This window comes from Chryseobacterium sp. PvR013, from assembly GCF_017833095.1.
GTDB classification, from domain to species: Bacteria; Bacteroidota; Bacteroidia; order Flavobacteriales; family Weeksellaceae; genus Chryseobacterium; species Chryseobacterium culicis_A.
Window position 1 is genome coordinate 2,483,523 of the sequence record NZ_JAFIBT010000001.1, and the last position, 19,380, is coordinate 2,502,902.

The 19,380-nt window shown below is 33.0% G+C and carries 16 protein-coding genes and 4 tRNA genes; all 20 read right to left on the reverse strand.

Annotation, left to right across the window (positions count from 1 at the left end; translation table 11 throughout):
• Positions 1–5 precede the first annotated feature (5 nt).
• The 20 genes from JOE44_RS11165 to JOE44_RS11260 all read right to left on the reverse strand — a co-directional run bounded on the left by JOE44_RS11165 (position 6) and on the right by JOE44_RS11260 (position 19,379).
• A complete protein-coding gene (locus JOE44_RS11165) occupies positions 6–1,130 on the reverse strand; it encodes a glycosyltransferase (RefSeq protein ID WP_245169761.1) in 1,125 nt (374 codons plus the stop codon).
• Positions 1,130–2,230, reverse strand: coding sequence for a hypothetical protein (locus JOE44_RS11170; protein ID WP_209785644.1), 1,101 nt, complete (start codon positions 2,228–2,230; stop codon positions 1,130–1,132). The genes JOE44_RS11165 and JOE44_RS11170 overlap by 1 nt, the downstream gene beginning before the upstream one ends.
• Positions 2,214–3,134 (reverse strand): glycosyltransferase, encoded by a 921-nt coding sequence (locus JOE44_RS11175; RefSeq protein WP_209785645.1) that lies wholly within the window; start codon positions 3,132–3,134, stop codon positions 2,214–2,216. The genes JOE44_RS11170 and JOE44_RS11175 overlap by 17 nt, the downstream gene beginning before the upstream one ends.
• The gene (locus JOE44_RS11180; RefSeq protein WP_209785646.1) at positions 3,131–4,348 is read right to left on the reverse strand and encodes a hypothetical protein; all 1,218 of its coding nucleotides are present in this window, start codon (positions 4,346–4,348) and stop codon (positions 3,131–3,133) included. Before JOE44_RS11180 ends, JOE44_RS11175 begins: the two co-directional genes overlap by 4 nt.
• Before the next feature lie 62 nt (positions 4,349–4,410).
• Entirely contained in the window at positions 4,411–5,826 is a 1,416-nt protein-coding gene (locus JOE44_RS11185; protein WP_209785647.1) for a glycosyltransferase, read from the reverse strand.
• A 1-nt stretch (position 5,827) separates the two neighbouring features.
• Positions 5,828–7,081, reverse strand: coding sequence for an oligosaccharide flippase family protein (locus JOE44_RS11190; RefSeq protein WP_105683838.1), 1,254 nt, complete (start codon positions 7,079–7,081; stop codon positions 5,828–5,830).
• Entirely contained in the window at positions 7,074–8,087 is a 1,014-nt protein-coding gene (locus JOE44_RS11195; RefSeq protein ID WP_209785648.1) for an NAD-dependent epimerase, read from the reverse strand. Before JOE44_RS11195 ends, JOE44_RS11190 begins: the two co-directional genes overlap by 8 nt.
• Positions 8,087–9,253 carry a nucleotide sugar dehydrogenase gene (locus tag JOE44_RS11200; RefSeq protein WP_209785649.1) on the reverse strand — a complete coding sequence of 389 codons (1,167 nt, stop codon included), beginning with the start codon at positions 9,251–9,253 and terminating at the stop codon, positions 8,087–8,089. Before JOE44_RS11200 ends, JOE44_RS11195 begins: the two co-directional genes overlap by 1 nt.
• A gap of 15 nt (positions 9,254–9,268) precedes the next feature.
• Positions 9,269–10,564 carry a nucleotide sugar dehydrogenase gene (locus tag JOE44_RS11205; RefSeq protein WP_209785650.1) on the reverse strand — a complete coding sequence of 432 codons (1,296 nt, stop codon included), beginning with the start codon at positions 10,562–10,564 and terminating at the stop codon, positions 9,269–9,271.
• Between the two features lie 53 nt (positions 10,565–10,617).
• Positions 10,618–12,963, reverse strand: a complete 2,346-nt coding sequence (locus tag JOE44_RS11210; RefSeq protein ID WP_209785651.1) for a polysaccharide biosynthesis tyrosine autokinase — start codon at positions 12,961–12,963, stop codon at positions 10,618–10,620.
• Positions 12,964–12,966: 3 nt separating this feature from the next.
• Positions 12,967–13,677 carry a polysaccharide biosynthesis/export family protein gene (locus JOE44_RS11215; protein ID WP_245169762.1) on the reverse strand — a complete coding sequence of 237 codons (711 nt, stop codon included), beginning with the start codon at positions 13,675–13,677 and terminating at the stop codon, positions 12,967–12,969.
• A gap of 325 nt (positions 13,678–14,002) precedes the next feature.
• The gene (locus tag JOE44_RS11220; RefSeq protein WP_209785653.1) at positions 14,003–15,910 is read right to left on the reverse strand and encodes a nucleoside-diphosphate sugar epimerase/dehydratase; all 1,908 of its coding nucleotides are present in this window, start codon (positions 15,908–15,910) and stop codon (positions 14,003–14,005) included.
• Positions 15,911–16,200: 290 nt separating this feature from the next.
• A tRNA-Asp gene (locus tag JOE44_RS11225) sits at positions 16,201–16,274 on the reverse strand.
• A 32-nt stretch (positions 16,275–16,306) separates the two neighbouring features.
• Positions 16,307–16,380, reverse strand: a tRNA-Asp gene (locus JOE44_RS11230).
• Positions 16,381–16,413: 33 nt separating this feature from the next.
• A tRNA-Asp gene (locus JOE44_RS11235) sits at positions 16,414–16,487 on the reverse strand.
• Positions 16,488–16,518: 31 nt separating this feature from the next.
• A tRNA-Asp gene (locus JOE44_RS11240) sits at positions 16,519–16,592 on the reverse strand.
• A 126-nt stretch (positions 16,593–16,718) separates the two neighbouring features.
• Complete coding sequence (gene trxA, locus JOE44_RS11245) at positions 16,719–17,036, reverse strand: thioredoxin (RefSeq protein ID WP_027374941.1); 318 nt, start codon at positions 17,034–17,036, stop codon at positions 16,719–16,721.
• An 85-nt stretch (positions 17,037–17,121) separates the two neighbouring features.
• On the reverse strand, positions 17,122–18,297 hold the full coding sequence (locus JOE44_RS11250; RefSeq protein ID WP_209785654.1) for a cysteine desulfurase family protein: 1,176 nt from the start codon (positions 18,295–18,297) through the stop codon (positions 17,122–17,124).
• A 2-nt stretch (positions 18,298–18,299) separates the two neighbouring features.
• Positions 18,300–18,767, reverse strand: a complete 468-nt coding sequence (locus tag JOE44_RS11255) for a hypothetical protein (RefSeq protein WP_209785655.1) — start codon at positions 18,765–18,767, stop codon at positions 18,300–18,302.
• 24 nt (positions 18,768–18,791) lie between these two features.
• Positions 18,792–19,379 carry an HAD family hydrolase gene (locus tag JOE44_RS11260; protein WP_209785656.1) on the reverse strand — a complete coding sequence of 196 codons (588 nt, stop codon included), beginning with the start codon at positions 19,377–19,379 and terminating at the stop codon, positions 18,792–18,794.
• Position 19,380: the final 1 nt, after the last annotated feature.

The window sequence follows — 19,380 nt, forward strand, 5'->3', positions numbered from 1 at the left end:
ATTTTTTATGTATATAATTGTTGGTATACTTCAGCTATTTTCTTCCAGTCATGATTTTCTAACAATTGTTCAATATCAAAACTATAATGATCTCGTTTTTGGATTAAACGTTCAAGTCCTCGTTCGATTGCAGAAACAGAAGTGTCTTCCACTTTTTCCCCGATCGTATCATCATAAAAACCGTCGATCCCTTCATTTTGCGTGTACATCACCGGTAAACCCTGCAGAAGCGCTTCTATATAGACCAAGCCAAAGGTTTCTGCTTTGGAAGGCATTGTAAAGTAGTCGCTTCGTTCGTAATAAGATTTTAAAACAGGCATACTGTCTACTTTTCCTACAAACTCAAAGGAATGATCGTTTTTAATAGAATCCATAATCCTTTTCTCGTCATTTCCACCTCCTCCAATCAGTGTTAATTTTATCCTATTCTGAATTTTGTGATTATGATTCTTAACAGCATTAATAAGGTTGAAGACATTTTTTCCCTTATTAAATTTCCCTATATAAAGCAACTGAATGCTTTTTTCATCCTCTACAGTTTTCCTTTTCTCAACTCTTGATTCTATCCAGTAAGGATCTACCCCATTTGGGATCACCATTACTTTTTGCTGTAGATCGTTCAGGATGTGAGACAGGCGGGGATCTTCCAGCATTCTTTTTTTATAGACTGCCGAAATGGTTATGATCTTATTTGCATTCAGAAGTATTTTTTTACCATAGCCTCTTTCGTGCAGAAAATATTTTAAAAACACATTAAGATCCGTATTACGTACGGCTAATATGTAGGGAATATTATATTTTTTATGAAGCTCATAGGCTACTCCACCATCGCTGTACCATGTGTGAGCATGAATAAATCTGACGGTCTTGAGGTCTATTTTTGCTTCAATGTCTTGTACTATTTTTTTTATTTTTTTCTTATACAAAACCCGATCTGCATATTTTGATAAAATATGGCTGTAGATAATCTGAGAGCGGGTATTTTTAAAATCTATTTTATTTTTCCCTATTCTGGAAACTTCCCGAAATGGATTATATACAATCTGCTCTACCCCGTTATTATCCAGTTCCCTCACTAAATTCTTATAAACTGTAGATCCTGAGTAATCGTTTGTAATGTGAAGTATCATTATGGATAAATTGAATTAAACTGCAGCTCTAAAGAAGAATTGCTAATTTTATTACTGTAATTGGTAAGATTTTTTTCGATTAATGGATATAAACTTGCATCAAAATAGATAAGTTTCATCCAGCCATCGGATATTTTCCATCCTGTATTCTGTACACTTGGATCTGTAGTGCCATCTACATTATCGGCAATACTATCTCCTTTAAGAATCTTAAGCTTCAAGGTATTGCATAGATAACTGAAATTAAAGTCAGCCCAATTGGCATTTCCCAATTCTTTTGCTTTTATTAAATATAATACGACATGATTTCCATGCGATACATCCTGTACAACCGGTTTATAATTTTTAATTTTCTGTAACGCCTTACAAAAAGTATCCGGATAGGTACTGTTCCACGTATAATACAAAACGCTACCTGTGCCTTTATTTAAAACCAATGCTTTTTTAAGCTGCTGATCAAACTGATTTACAAATGTGGCATATGAATTTTTATTGGATTGATCATACTTCATCAGATATAACGCAACAACAGCCCAATTTGCTCCTGTGTGAAGTCTCTGATGAAATAATAATGAATAATCTCCATATTGGCTGAAGCTTCTGTCTTTCCATTTATCGAAGGAGTATTTTAAACCACTTTCTATCGCCGGCTGATAATTTGTATACAGTTTATTCTTGGTTAATATATCCAAAAACTCACCGATGTATCTGAAAAAATAGCCTTCTGAAATTAAATGTTCCTTTCCGTTCTCTTTTGCATTCTGATTGCCTTTTCCTGCATTCATCACCCAACCATTTTTTTGGTATGACGTATTTGAATTGGTATCAATAAGAATGGGTTTTATGACAGAAATATTAGTATCAATGTATTTTTTATCTTTTGTCTTAAGATACATATTGTTATTTGCATTGATAAAATATCCTAATGCCATGAAATCGTAAGTATTTTTACTCACCGATGACAGTTCCATTTTCTGCACACCAAAACTTTTGGATGCCTGCATATCTGCATTATATCTGCTTACTCTGTTTTGCTGAGCAAAAGAAAAGCTAAATAATAATACTGCACTAAGCTTTATAAAATCACTTAAATATTTCATAATTATTAATATTATAATTTTGAATCAGATTCTGTAACTGCTTATCATTACCTCCATCTGCCACGTTTTCCTGGCTTAATTTAAAGAGTGAATTTTTATTTTCAATGGGAATTAAGTTTGAAAAATAACTGGATTTCACGGTCTTTGTCTTATTCAACTGAGCCATAATATTCAGCCAGACATCGTCTGCCATAAAACATAAGCTGACAAAAGCATCTTTGTTTACAACTTCTTCACTAAAAAAATCAGTCTTATACAAAGTTCCTCCCCCACTTGTGTGAAATAGATCAAATGTTGGTCCAAAATTTCCAAAGACTTTTTTCCATTTAGAATATTTGCTTATAGTATCATCATCATTTCTCACGATTTTATGCGCTCTGTGGCAACAAATTGTATCAGGAAATTTTTCATGCAAATCCATTAAATCTTTAATGATATTGGATGGATAAAAAATATCATCATCTATTGTTATGATAACATCGTTTTTATATTCCTTAAAGGCATAATAATATTTTTTATGAGACCTGAGATCTTCCTCTACAAATTTTATTTCTAATTGCTTCTTTTTATAGTACCCCAGCAAATTATCCGGTATATCTTTTAACTCATTAGGAAATTGATCTCTTGCTAAATACAATACAATTTTATTGGGAAGCAAAGTTTGTCGTAACATACATTCTATAACCATCCATAATTTGGATATTCTTCCTGGAAATGTTGTGAGTGATACGATAATATTTTCCTTATCACCTAATGGCAACCTTGAATCTTTTTTTGTAAGATTAAGGTATAGTGGTAATATCAGATTGCTTAGCTTTCTAATAATAAACCTGAATAATGACTCGATCTTATTTTCTTTAGATCTTAATGAAGAATAAACCCTATCTAAAAAATCAATTATCATTTTATATTTTTATTTTTGATCATGCTATTTTGTTTAGCAACAACATTATTAACACCTAACGCGATAAAAAACAATAACAAATAGAGGTTCAAATTCGCTAACCCTTTAAAGTTTAAAATAATTATCCAGGATAATACGATTAAACAAAATGCTTTGAAGATCCACGAAGGGCTTTTTTTTGACAGTAAATAACATAAGTATGCCTGATACATCATATAGAGTACAGTGGAGATTATCCCAAAATAGAAAATCATTCGAACATACCCTATATCTGATCCCATATAATATGAACCATTTGGGTTTTGCATTCTTCCATCTCCAATGACCCATGTTTTTAATGTCTTTGGAAATTTATACATACTTATAGAACCTTCAGTTGAAGAACTTGTAAGCTCTCCACTTTTTTGATAATTAATAAATAATTCAAAAACAAAATTAAAAACCCTGTCAATACGCTCTTGATTTCCTATTGAAATCATTATTGAATATATTACCATTGTTATTACAAGAATTGATGGGATAACCTTATATATAAGTCTAAGGGTATTTCGGGGATCAATCAAAAGGTATAAAACTAATCCCAAGCAAATAGCAACGAAAAATGTTCTTCCCGTCATCAATCCGGCAATTATGATTAACACAAAGGATATTATATAAATTGTTTTTCTTTTATATAAATCAGTTTTTAAATAGGGAAGAATAATAGCTATGAAAAAAGCAACAGCATATTTTATTACACCCGTAAAAAAAGCACTTCCAACACCTATTAATCTTTTTTCAACCTGTCCTAATCTACTTGTTAAACCCTGACTTGCATTTTGAGATAACAAAGAAGTATAGGCGTCAAATATAGATGGTACGAAAAAGAAAACCAAAGAAATAATAGCCTGTAATGCTGCAAGGATAACAATGGAATCTAATAAATTACTAACAATTTTATCCTTATTAATTTTATATAAAATATAAATGATAAGATAGGCTGGAAAAAAATACAAAAAGATATCAAAATGATCTTTAAAATAGTAAAGATCAAGTGAACTATAGTTCCAGTTCTGAACAATTAGTATTACAACTAAAATTAATAATGAAGCAAAATAAAATGAGCTGAGATTTTTAATCTTAAAAACTAATTTTCTGTATGGAATATCCACGAAAATAAACCCTAACCCCAATACCTGAATAATTCTATCGGTTGGGATAGGGAAAAATTTCATATATATAGGATATATATAGCAAAATAATAATATATATAAGAATATTTTATACTTCATTTATTTTACTGAATAATTTTTGGATTTTTCCTAATATGATTTAAGAGTATAGTTTTCTTAAGAGAATTAGGTATTCTATTATTAAAAAAATCGTGTGTTATAAAATAAAACAGACTGGAAACACTATAATTATCTAATGATAGATAATAACAAATTATAAAATTTGTAAGTTGATTTCTAAATAATAATTCACTTCTATCTTGAAAAACTTTTAATTCTTTGATTTCGTTAATTGTTATTTTAGAGGGAATTTTATAATTTCCTTTAGTATTTTTATTAATAAAAAACTCAATATGATTTTTTATTATTTTACTTTTATTTGTTCTCTGTAATTGCTTTTTATTACTAGTAATTTGATTATCTGTTATTCTATATTTTAATAATATATCTTCAAGATTACCAATCTTTCCTATCTTAATAATAGTATTCCACAACTCATAATCCTGAGTCACTAAAAAGTCCTCATTATAGCGAACTCCCATTTCAAAAAAAACTTCTCTCCTAATGATAGCAGTAGGATGTGGCAATGGAGGATAGAGTGGACTGGGAATAACGAATTTTTCCAAAATTTTTGTCGAATCAGTCTCTATTTTCAGAAGTTCACTTGTATTACCAAATTTTTCTATGCTACCGCCTGAAGCTAAAATGTCTTTATTTGAGTTCATAAAGGCTATTTGCTTTTCAAACCTATCTTTAACAGAAATATCATCAGCATCCATTCTGATAATATACTGACCGGTAGACATGCTGATCGCTTTATTTAGTGACTTTGTTAAACCTATATTGGATTCATTAATAATGAAAATAACTCTGTTATCACTTTCACAAATTGAATGTATATATTCTTTTAATTCAATATTATCCGGTTTATCTAATACTATTAAAAATTCAAAGTCTTTAAAAGTCTGATGAATAATGGATTCGATTGATTCCTTAACCCAATCAATCTTTTCATTATAGACAGACATTATTACACTTGCACTAACCATATTATTTTTTTCAATCTTTTTTGCAGGTACTCCTGCTACTATAGAATTCTCTTCTACATCAGTAAGAACTAACGAACCCGCACCGATGATGGCATTGTTTCCAATTGTCACATTACCTATTATTATACTATTAGGATATATCGTTACATTATCACCTAAGGTTGGATATTTACTGGTCTTATAGTTTGCCGTATCTTTAGATCCAATGGTAACATTTTGATATATTGTACAATTATTTCCTAAAACCACTTTCTGCCCTATCACAATTCCTATTGGGTGAGGAAAGTTTGTTTTTTGTTTTTTTATATACTTAAGGCCTACTGTAATGTGATTATTAACAAAAATTCTTACATTATTAAGGCAAAATATACTGTAAAATAAGTTGTACACATATTGGTACAGTTTTATCAAATTTCTATATAACTTCTTCATATTAAATTAGTTTTTCTTTTTTACAGATAATATATCTATATAAAGTATCAACAAAAAATGATAATAAATAAACACCAACAAACACATATATGTTGAAGTCTACTTTTAGAATAGTTTTAAGTAATAAGTAAACCAGAATATATATGAAACTTGATATGATCATACTATAAAGTACATGTCTGTCATATCCATATACATTCAAACAATTTCTTCCCAACATTGTTCCGATGGAATATATAGGAACCATCACACTCATTAAAATCAAAACAGGATATGCATTCTTTATTTGATTATTTGAAAGAAGATCAATAGCCATATTTCCAAAAGCTATATATAAAAGAGTCATGGCTATAGATATTACTGTAACGAATTTTAAAAGCTTTAAAAAGAATTTTTTATTTTTTTCCTTCGCTAGCTTTGGAAAAACCGTTTGACTAATTAAATCTATTACAGTATTTGCTATATTCAACAACTTTGAAATTAAATCAAATACAGCAACCTCATTAAAGCTAAGAACATTCTTAATTAAAATAAGATTTAAATTTGATTTCAAAGAATTAGAGCCAAGTGCCAATCCCATTATATAGGAACTTTTTATATGATAAATAGTCTCTCTAAATGAGGGCTTTATTAATCTTATTCCATCTTTATAAAGAATATAAAGTGAACAAATAATTCCTACGAGGGAACCTGCTAAATTTATGATAGGAAAAAGTACATAGTCATTTTTCGATTTGATAAAAATAAAAATACAAATAAAGAAAATCACCCTGCTGACAAGAGTAATCATCGTTATATATTTCATTTTTTCAACTCCCTGAAAATAATATATTGGAAAAAAAACTTCAAATAATCCCAGCCATAATAAAGTGTATAAAAATAAAGAAAAGTGTTGATGAATATCATTTATATATATACTCAACAAATACAAGATTAAAAGCGAAATAACAAAAAATAAAACTTTAGCAAAGTAAGTAGCTGATATTATCTCTGATATTCTTGATAAGTTATCTCTATTTTGGGAAATTTCTCTAGTTGTTGTAATACTGAATCCGAAATTTACGAAAATAACAAAATATCCAACAACCGCCTGAGAATATATTAATAATCCATAGTTACTTTGACCTAATGTTTTCAATAAATAAGGATAAGTAAAGAGCGGTAAAAACAATGTTACAATTTTGATAATTGATAAATAAGAAAAATTCTTTACCAATTTTTCGTTGTTTTTAATTATGCTGATTAGCTTATTCATTTGTATAATCACTAAACCATTCAACAAATTTTGAAACGCCTGTTTCTATAGGTACAATACACTTATATCCTAATTCATTCAACTCAGTAGTGTCTGCCCAGGTTCTTACAACGTCTCCCGCCTGCATTGGCATCATTTTTTTATTTGCTTTTAATCCTAAAGAATTTTCCATGCACTCAATAAAATATAATAATGATACAGGAGATCCGTTTCCAATATTGAATAATTGATAAAAATTACCTTTATCAGAAGGATGGTTGAGAGTAACGATAATTCCCTCTACAATATCATCGATATAGGTAAAATCTCTGCTCATTTCTCCATTATTGAAAACCTTTATTTCTCTATGATTAGTCATAGCATCAGCAAACAGCATGGGTGCCATATCTGGTCTTCCCCAAGGTCCATATACTGTAAAAAATCGCAAACCAGAGGTTGGAAGTTTATATAAATGGCTATAAGTATGTGCCATTAATTCATTTGCTTTTTTGGTTGCAGCATACAAACTTACCGGCTGATCTACTTGGTCATTTTCACCAAACGGAATTTTATCGTTTTCACCATATACAGATGAACTTGATGCATATACCAGATGTTTAATTTTGTTGTGTCGGCAGCATTCTAATACGTTTACAAAACCTACCAAATTACTGTCAACATAAGCCATCGGATTTTCTAAGCTGTATCTAACACCTGCCTGAGCAGCCAAATTAATTACATAGTCAAAATTTTGTACTTTAAAAAGATTGGGCAAATTTTCTCTATCCTCTAAATTCAAACGTATAAAACTAAATTTTGAAAATGTAAAGGATTCAACTAAATTATTTTCCTTTTCGGCTTCTGATCTATGTATACCTAATTCTTTTAAACGATCATATTTCAGGTTTATATCATAATAATCATTGATATTATCCAGACCTACAACGACATAGCCAAGATTTAAAAGTTTTTCACATAAATGAAAACCAATAAATCCAGCACAACCTGTTATTAATATTTTTTCCATTAGTTATTTCCAAATAAATCTCTAGTATATACTTTACTTTGGACATCAGATAGTTCAGTAGTGTTACGGTTAGATATAATTACGTCACACTCTTCCTTAAATTTCACTAAATCTTTTACCACTTTGGAACCGAAAAAATATTCTTCCTTAAGAGCCGGTTCAAACACTTCAACTTCAACTCCTTTAGCTTTAATCCTTTTCATTACACCTTGTATAGCAGATGCTCTGAAGTTGTCTGAACCTGATTTCATGATCAGACGGAAAACGCCTACTTTTTTTGGTTTTTTGGCAAGTACGGAATCTGCTATAAAGTCTTTACGGGTTCTGTTTGCATCTACAATGGCCTGAATAATATTATTAGGAACAGCGTTATAATTTGCCAAAAGCTGTTTGGTATCTTTAGGAAGACAATATCCTCCGTAGCCAAAAGACGGATTATTATAATGCGAACCAATTCTTGGATCCAGACCAACACCTTCTACAATCTGACGGGTATCCAGTTCATGGATCTGTGCATAGCTGTCTAATTCGTTAAAATAAGCCACACGCAATGCTAAGTAGGTATTTGAAAACAATTTAATTGCCTCTGCTTCTGTAGGATTTGTAAATAAAACTGGAATATCCTTTTTTATGGCACCTCCTTTCAGTAATTCTGCAAAAATTTTTGCGCGCTCACTCTGTTCCCCCACAATAATTCGGGAAGGATATAAATTATCATACAGGGCTTTGCCTTCTCTTAAAAATTCAGGAGAAAACACCACATTATTTGTATTTAGTCTGTTTTTTAAATCTGCAGTATAACCCACCGGAACTGTAGATTTAATGATAATTACAGCTTCGGAATTATATTCTGCAATTTCATTTATTACATTTTCTACACTGCTTGTGTCGAAGTAATTTGTTGTAGGATCATAATCTGTGGGCGTGGCAACAATAATATATTCAGCTTTATCATAAGCTTCCTTTTTATCTAAAGTAGCTTTAAAATTAAGCGGTTTTGTACTTAAAAATGTACTGATCTCTTCATCCTCAATAGGAGATTTTTTAGAATTAAGCAATTCTACTCTTTCCTGAACAATATCTAAAGCTACAACTTCATTATGCTGGGCCAATAAGACGGCATTAGACAAACCTACATATCCTGTTCCTACTACTGCTATTTTCATTTTCTAATTTCTTTTTTATAAACGATTATCGTATTTCTCTAAAATTCCTTTAACATCATATACCACCCCACCTTCTTTTAAATAACTGGAAAGATCAATATTCAGGAATTCATCATGAGAAACTGTGAGAACAACTGCATCAAACTTCTCTTTAACATCTTCCATAGAATTTGTAGATGTAATGCCATATTCATGCATTACTTCTTCCGGGTTCGCCCACGGATCATACGTTGTCACATTGATAGAATAGTCTTCCAGTGCATTAATAACATCTGCTGCTTTCGTATTTCTTACATCCGGACAGTTTTCCTTAAAGGTGATTCCAAGATTCAGCACTTTGGCATCTGTAATATTGATTCTTTTCTTGATCATTGTTTTTACCACCTCGGAAGCAACAAACTGCCCCATAGAATCATTCAGTCTTCTTGCTGTAAGGATCAGCTCAGAATAGTATCCTACATCCTGTGCTTTCTGAGCAAGGTAGAAAGGATCTACCCCAATGCAGTGCCCTCCTACCAATCCGGGCTTGAATTTCAGGAAATTCCACTTGGTTCCTGCGGCTTCTAAAACTGCATGTGTATCAATATTCAAGAGATTAAATATCTTTGCAAGCTCATTCACAAAAGCAATATTAATATCACGCTGTGAATTTTCGATCACTTTTGATGCTTCAGCAACTTTGATAGTCGGTGCCAAATGTGTACCTGCTGCAATTACAGATTTATATAATTCGTCTACTTTTTTACCAATTTCCGGTGTAGAACCTGAAGTTACCTTTAAAATCTTCTCTACGGTACGTTCTTTATCTCCCGGATTGATTCTTTCAGGAGAGTATCCTGCAAAAAAATCTTCGTTAAATTTCAATCCCGAAACTTTTTCCAGCACAGGGATACATTCTTCTTCTGTAACGCCAGGATAAACAGTAGATTCATAAATAACAATATCTCCTTTTTTCAATACCTTCCCTACTGTTTCAGATGCTTTATATAAAGGCGTGAGATCCGGACGGTTATGTTTGTCTACCGGTGTAGGAACAGTTACGATATAGATGTTTGCTTCTTTAATGTCTTCCAGATCACATGAGCAAAGCAATCCTTTTGATAAACCTGAAAATGGATTCTCTTTTACTAAAACCGGCTGCAGTACTTCATCTTCCACCTCCAAAGTAGAGTCTTTTCCACTGTTAAGTTCTACAATTCTGGTCTGATTAATATCAAAACCAACTACCGCGTATTTTGTTGCAAATAAACGGGCCAGAGGTAATCCTACATACCCCAGTCCGATTACCCCAATTTTATTCTGTATATTCATATTATATGTGATGTTCTTACTTTATTTTTATGTCTATTTTTGAAGATAATTGATTATTTATTAAAAAGTTTCTGCCACCAATTTTTCTTTTTATCCACAGTATATCCGTAACCATAGCCATAGTTGTAACCGTAGCCATATCCTCCTACATTTTTAGCAACATCATTAATTACGAAAGAGACATTCTTTATTTTTGATTCTTTTACAAGTTTATTTGCAAATTCTATTAATATTCTTCTTGATACTCCTGATCTTACAACATATATAGAAGCATCAGCTGTATCAGAAATACTCAATGTATCTGAAACCAACATCAGCGGAGCGGAATCAATTACAATATATTCGTAACGGGATGACATCTCACTGATAAGCTTCTGATAACGACCGTTAGAAAGAAGTTCCTGAGGATTTGGAGGAATAGATCCTGCATAAATGACATCACATTCAGGATTGGTATCGGAAGTATGGATAAGATCTTCCACATTTATCGTTTCATCATATAAATATTCCGTAAGACCAGTATTCTTAATACGCTCATCATCATATCTCTGTATCTGTGGATTTCTAACATCCGAACCAATTAGTAACGATCTTCCGTTTTTGCTTCCCAATGTCAGAGCAAGATTCACTGAAACCAGTGTTTTTCCTTCTCCTTTCACTGAAGAAGTTACCAATATGACTTTCGCCGAATCTTTCTTAGGAAGTACAAATTTAAGATTGGAAACCAATATTCTGAATGATTCTGCTAATTCTGAGAAATCGTTTCTCTGTACAAGGTGATTCTGATCGTCTTTCAGCGAAGGAATATCTACGAGTACCCCAAGTGATGAAATTTCTGCAATATCGGCACGATTGTAAATTTTATCATCCCACATAAAGAAAAGATAAAATATTCCTGCAGGTGCAAGCAATCCTAATATAAGTGCAGCCAACAGAATTATAATCTTCTTTGGAGAGACAGGTGCATCAATTGTATAAGCAGGATTTACAATTTTAGCTTTCGGAACATTAACAGAAAGATTGATTGCGTTCTCTTCTCTTTTCTGTAAAAGGAAAAGGAAAAGCTGTTCTTTAAGATTCTGCTGACGTTCGATACCTCTGTAAACTTTCGACTGTCCGGGAACTTTTTCAATCATTCCGTTACTGGCAGAAATCTGACTGTTTATCTGTGCAATAGATGCCTGAATTGTAGCCTTTTGCTGACTTATATTATCTCTTACAATTTCTTTCAATGATGAAATTTCCTTATTCATTTCTATCACAGCAGGGTTTTCATTGGTAGCCTGCTTCAGAGTTTTATTTCTGCTAATAACAAGAGTGTTATATTGTGAAATTGCCTGTTCCAGAGAAGGGTTTAATCCTAAATTAGAAGGCATAAGCTGATTAGAACCCTTGGAAGCTTCAGATTGAAGAGAGTTAAGGAGATCCAGCTGCGTTTGCTGCTGAAGAAGTTGTTTTGTGTTATCGGTCGTATTTTGAAGCGCCAACTGCGCCTGCGCCTGCAAGTCTACAATTCGGTTACGGTTCTGGAAGTCTTCTTTCTGATTTTCAACGCCAGAAAGATCTCGTGAAATAACTTCTAATCGTTTATCAATAAACTCCTGAGTATTTTGAGCTTGTAAGTTTTTATCTCTTAGCCCATCCAGGTTATACTGTTTGGTTACTTCATTAAGAATAGCTTCTGATTTTTCAGGAACAGTTCCTATGATGCTAATGTCCATAAGCATCGCTTTCTGATCCGGAATATCAACCTGAACCTTTTTTTCCAAAGATTTTACCTTCTCTTGAGGATTCCAGAACACAATTTTATATTTATCCTTAAAAGTAAGTCCCGGAACTTTTTGGAGAACTACAGTTCCGAAATCAAGAGCCAGATTTTTATTGAAACTACCTTTTATTTTTTTCTGATCTATACCCTCTAAAACGAAATCATTTCCATTGACTTCTTTCACAAGATATTCGGATGAAACAAATTTCTTGATATCAGTTTTATAAGATATAATTTTGGCTTCGATAGGTACTTTTATAAATAATTCAGAATCCCTTATTTCACCAGAGTTATAATATTGTACATTGAGATTAAGGTTTTCAACAACCTTCATCAAAATAGGTCTGGAACTTACTACAGCAACCTCACTTTTAAGCTCGTCTGCATTTCCCAAGCCAAGCCCAAGATTGTCAAGATCAATCAAAGCACCACTTAGATCCGATTGTTTTTTATCAAATTTTAGAGTTGTGGTAGACTGATACTGAGGTACAGCATACCGAAGATATACAAAGGCAACGATAACAAATAATAATACAGATGCTATAAACCAAGGCCATTTGCCTAAATACTTTCCAATGATCTTTCTCAGATCTAAAGACTCTTCACTTTCCTGAAATTCTATCTGCTGCATATTTTATCTACGAGTTAAAGCAATAATAAGTGTACCAGCTGTCAGTAAAGCACCAATAATCTGGAATGTAAGGGCTCTGTTCGGATTAGAGTTGGCCTGAACCTGTTTGTTTTTGTCCGGCTGTACATACAATATGTCGTTCTGCCTCATATAATAGTACGGTGAATTTACAATATCTGATCTCGTAAGATCAACATTGACAATCTGATCTGTCCCATCATCTCCGGAACGGATCAATTTTACATTGGTACGGTCTCCAAAATCTGTCATATCCCCCGCAAGACCAAGAGCCTGGAAAATATTGATCTTTTGGGAAATACTTTCTTTCTGTCCAGGATTCTTTACTTCCCCTAAGATGCTTACATTAAAATTTTTCAGGGTAATTGTAACCAAAGGGTCTGTCAGGTATCTTTTCAACCTAGTTTCCAGGTCCTGTTTAAGCTGTACCTGCGTCATTCCTTTAGTATATACATTTCCTATTACAGGAAAATAAATATTTCCTTCTTCATTTACCAAATACTCACTTGGCTGGACATATTGATTTACTCCGGTATTAGAATTGCTTCCTACTTTATTTGTTGTATTAAGATTGAAAGGTTTTACAGCAACTTCATCAAGTGCGGAAACAAGAATGAGAAGCACATCTCCTTCCTGAATATGCAAGCCCTGAAATTTTGCTTTCGCAACCTCCTCTTCCATGTTATGTTTCGACATATAAACCATATTCTGCTTCGGTCTGCATGATAACAATATAACCGATAACAGTGTTATATATGTAATAATCTTTTTATTCATATGTTATTATTCTAAGTCTACTTGTGTTATTATTTTAAATCTATCTAAATTAATTTAAGATACTTATTGTAAGAAGCTAACCATATATTTCACTATTTTACGAGTAATTTTACTGGTGTAAAGCGTATATTAATCTGTATATTTAAATTAATTCTTTCTCTAGCAATTTTCATTCCGTTTGGAAATAAAATAGCAAAATTATTATTTTATATTAGTTTTTTGTTTATTTTATTCTTTAATTTCATCAAGATACTTCATATTCAGATATCTTATCAAGAATTTCAAATTCGGAATTATTGCTTATAAATTCCGGCACAATGGTTTTTAATATTCTCACAATCTGCAAACTATCTTTATTCATTGCTGACAGAATAATTTGTTTACACAAAATTTCTATCTCTTCAAACTCCATAAGCGGATCTCTTGAGATCATAATCTTCTCATGATGGGTAGGAATAGTGGTAGAATGATCTGTTAATAGTTCCTCATACAGCTTTTCACCAGGTCTTAAACCTATAAAGTCTATTTTGATATCAATACCCGGAGTATATCCTGATAATTTTATCATTCTTTCCGCCAAATCCAGAATTTTAACCGGTTTCCCCATATCAAAAACATAAATTTCTCCTCCCTGCCCCATTGTTCCTGCCTGCAGTACCAATTCGCAAGCTTCAGGAATAGTCATGAAATAACGAATGATATCAGGATGAGTAATCGTCACCGGACCTCCTTTTTCAATTTGTTTTTTGAAATGGGGTATTACGGAACCATTGGAACCTAGTACATTTCCAAAACGGGTTGTAATAAATTTTGTTGTGTTCTGCGAAGAATTTTGCAGAGACTGCACAAAGAGTTCAGCAGTCCTTTTAGAAGCTCCCATCACGTTCGTAGGGTTTACAGCTTTATCTGTAGAGACCATCACAAAACGATTAACATTGTATTTTTTTGATAAAAGGGCTACATTTTGAGTCCCGCCAATGTTTACGAAAATAGCTTCATGAGGATTATCTTCTATTAAAGGGACATGTTTGTATGCTGCGGCATGATAAACTATTGAAAACTGATTATCATCAAACAATTTTTCCATTCTGGAATAGTTCGAAATATCCGCCAATACAAATTTGAACCTTTGATTAGGGAATCTTTCCAACAACTCAAGCTGTAACTCATATAAAGGAGATTCGGCCTGATCTACAACAACAATAAGTGAGGAATTTAACTGGGCAACCTGCCTTACAATTTCACTTCCTATAGATCCGGCTCCTCCGGTTACTAAAATATTTTTATGAACATGGTAACTCTTTACCTCATCATTTTCTATTTTAATGACCGGGCGATCAAGTAAATCTTCTATCTGAAGCGGGCGGATATTTCTTACAATATCATCTTCTTTTGTGATATTGACTACAGATGCTTTTAACACCTTCAACCCATTATCCAATGCAAGACTGGTCCATTCTTCCATCTCAGACTTTGTCATAACATCCTTGATTAAAACCGCATCAAATTGACCTTTCAGCGTATCACTTTTGAAAAATTGTTTTTTATTATAAATTTTATGACCAAGCAACATTGCCTTTTGAGAATCCGATCTTGTGCTAAGAAATCCTGCCAGACGGTAAGGATGATCGGGATTATGAATAATAGCCTTTGCTAATGAAATAGAAGTATCTTCCACCCCTACAATAACAATTCTTTCTTTGTGTGCAACCTCCTTAGGAAGCAAAATACCAAAAATCTGTTTGGTTGCCATTCTGAAAAAGAACATCAGAAAAATAGAGATAAAGAAAAATAGAAAAAGAACAGGATACAAATACACAGGCTTACCCAATATCAATTCTGACATAAAATTAAGTCCTAACATAGCAATAAGAGCACTACCCGAAGACCATAAAATTTTAAAAAAATCAAAAAAAGTAGAGTGCCTTATAATTCCCGCATACGTTTTGAATAGAAGTATACACAAAACATTCACAACAACTACGGAAAATATTTTTTCATTTTGATATTCTGCAAAATTAAATTTTACTTTTAGACTATTTAAAAGCAAATATGAAACTAAAACAGAAAAAAAAATGACAGAAATATCAATAAGAAAAACCGACCACCTGGGCATATACCTTAACTCCCTGATTTTAAATACATCCCCCATATACAAATAAACCTAAAACACCATTTTCATTAATTCAACACCTGGTGGTTTTTATTATCAAACGAAGATAATAATTATTATTATTAATTTTAATATTATATGTTAATTTTTATTCAAAATATAATCTTCCGTATCAGGAATATTTTGAGAATAAAGTTAAAAAAGTAAAACCATTGCACAGCTTACGAGAAAGGCTTTTCATACTCATTCTCCTCAAACATATAACACAAAAAAAATACTGTAAAATAGATCTATTTTACAGTATTCTGACTACTTTAATATCGCAGTTGCGATCCGGACGGGACTCGAACCCGCGACCTCCGCCGTGACAGGGCGGCATTCTAACCAGCTGAACTACCGGATCAATTTTTTTAAAAGAAATTGAGAAAACTTCTGCGATCCGGACGGGACTCGAACCCGCGACCTCCGCCGTGACAGGGCGGCATTCTAACCAGCTGAACTACCGGATCAATTTTTTTTAAAAGAAATTGAGAAAACTTCTGCGATCCGGACGGGACTCGAACCCGCGACCTCCGCCGTGACAGGGCGGCATTCTAACCAGCTGAACTACCGGATCAATTTTTTTAAAAGAAATTGAGAAAACTCTGCGATCCGGACGGGACTCGAACCCGCGACCTCCGCCGTGACAGGGCGGCATTCTAACCAGCTGAACTACCGGATCATTATTTTAAAGAACGTCGTTTCTTTTTCGTGGTTGCAAAATTACAACTTTTTTTGTTATCTGCAAATTATTTTAAAAAAAATGCCTCCCAATGCTGGAAGGCGTTCATTATCAAACTTATTTTTTTTATAAGTGAGCGCTTAATTTTTCAGCGATTACCTCTTTTGGAGCTACACCTACTAATTTATCAACTACTTCTCCATTCTTAAAAATAAGAACTGTAGGAATATTTCTAATACCATACTGCATAGAAATCTCTTGGTTGTTGTCTACATCTACTTTCCCAACTACTGCTTTACCTTCAAAATCTGATGCTACTTCTTCGATGATTGGTCCTAAAGTTCTGCAAGGTCCACACCATACTGCCCAGAAGTCTACTAATACCGGTTTATCTGATTTTAAAACCGTATCCTGAAATGAGCTGTCTGTAATTTCTAAAGCCATTTTTTGTCTCTTTTATTTTAATTAATATTATTTTTCTTTTAATCCTTTATTGGATGTTCAAAATTACGATTTTTAGAGCATAAGACTATCTATGCTCAACATTAGTTTTTTCTATAGTGTAATCGCTTGAAATTTCTTTCAAGGCATTGACTAATGTATCAATCTCCGCTTTGGTCGTCATATGGCTGAAAGAGATACGTAATGGTGTACAGTGATCCATTTCGTCCTCAGAAAGCACCATCATCATTACCATTGAAGGTTTTGATGCTCCTGATGAGCATGCACTTCCCTGAGAGATTGCAATTCCTTTCATGTCCAGTTGAAGCCCTATTAATGGATTTTTATAAGGCAATAAAGCACTTAAAACGGTATAAAGGCTGTTTTCCTTTTCAGCACTTCTTCCGTTGAATTTAATCCCATTTATTTCTGCAGAAAGTCTTTCAATTGCATAATCTTTGATATCCTGCATATGGTGGGTATAATCCTCCATATGATTTAGGGAAAGCTCTAATGCCTTACCTAACCCTACAATACCGCAAACATTTTCAGTTCCGGCTCTAAGGCTTCTTTCCTGAGGTCCTCCGGTAATAATTCCTTTTAAACCTGTTGCTTTTCTGATAAATGCAAACCCAGCTCCTTTTGGTCCGTGAAATTTGTGGGCACTGCAGGATGCAAAATCTACGGGGATATCTGAAAAGTCAAGGTTCATATGAGCCATGGTCTGTACAGTATCTGAGTGGAAAAGCGCATGATGTTCTTTGCACAGTTGGGCAACCTGTTTAAGGTTGATGATATTTCCGATTTCGTTATTGGCATGCATTAAGCTTACCAGTGTTTTTTTATCTGAAGCTTTTAAAAGCTCTTCTAATTTAGCAAGATCAATATCTCCTTTTTCATTGGGACGGATGTAGTTCACTTCTACTCCTTTTCTGCTTTTCATATCCAGAATACTTTCAGAAACGCATTTATGTTCCAGAGGAGAGCTGATGATTCTTTCTACTCCCAGATGTTCTACCGAGGATTTGATGATCATGTTGTTTGATTCGGTACCACAGGAAGTGAAAATGATTTCAGCAGGACTTACATGAAGATAGTCTGCAACCTGTCTTCTTACATTTTCAATAAGGATTTTTGCTTCCTGACCAAAACTGTGTGTTGAAGACGGGTTTCCGAAATTCATTTTCATAGTGCCAACCATTGCATCTATAACTTCTTCTGCAAGCGGAGTGGTTGCGGCATTATCTAAATATACTTTATCCATTATTATTTTGAATATTTTAATTCTACGGAGGTAAACTTGTAATCTGCAGGAACAGTAAAAATAAACCAAGGGCTGGAGATCACCTGAATTTCCATTCCGCCTGAGGGTTCTCCGGCCGGAACTTCTACATACAGAATCTGGTTTTTCACAGATATGCTTTTGATCTCTTCAATTTTATGGCTCCCTGATCTGAAGGTTCCCAAATTGTATAAAACGACTTTTTTGTTTTTCGGAAACTGCGGGTATTTGATATACGATTCATTTCCCAGGTCTGCAATTCCAAAACTTCCTTTAATAATAGTACGGAAATCTGTTTCGTCTTTAATGATTTTAAAGCCGGGCGCCTCAGCTCCTCCCTGAGATTCAGAGACAAGAAGTTCCGTATTTTCCTGTACAGCAGAAGATTTCTGAGTTGAAGTACTTGCACAGCTCATAAAAATTACTGCACATGCTATTAACAGGCTTTTCATTTTTTACAATTTTATCTCCCAAAATTAATGAAAAAATTGGTAATGTCCCTCATTTGCCCATTTCAACATTGGCCGATCTCCTGAAGTATCCCCAAATGCAATAATTTTATCGTATTTAGAATCGTTGATTTCTGCTTTAATTCTTACCAGTTTTTCTTTCCCGTTGCAGTTTTTTCCTACAAAATTTCCTGTGAAAACCCCGTTCTTAAACTCTGCCCGCGTAGAAACAAGCTCCATTTTCAGTTCATCGGCGAAAGGTTTTACCCAAATATCTAATGACGCAGTTACCAATAAACTTTGTGTATTATTCCTATCGATATTTTTTATAAAGTCTAACGCATTTTCCCTCACTATTTTAGGATAATGCTGCTCAAAAAACTGTTTAGATTTCTGTTCGATTTTTTGCTGAGTCTGTCCTCTTAAAATGGAACCGATAAAGCTTTTTTTTACTTTTTCCGTTTCGGCCAGTTTCAGTTTCAGCAGAATAAACAGAGGTACATGTCTTAAAAATTGTATACGGTATTTTGTAGAATCGTAAAATTTAAGATACATAAACATGGTATCTTTATACGTCAAGGTTCCGTCAAAATCAAAACAATACAATTTTTTCATT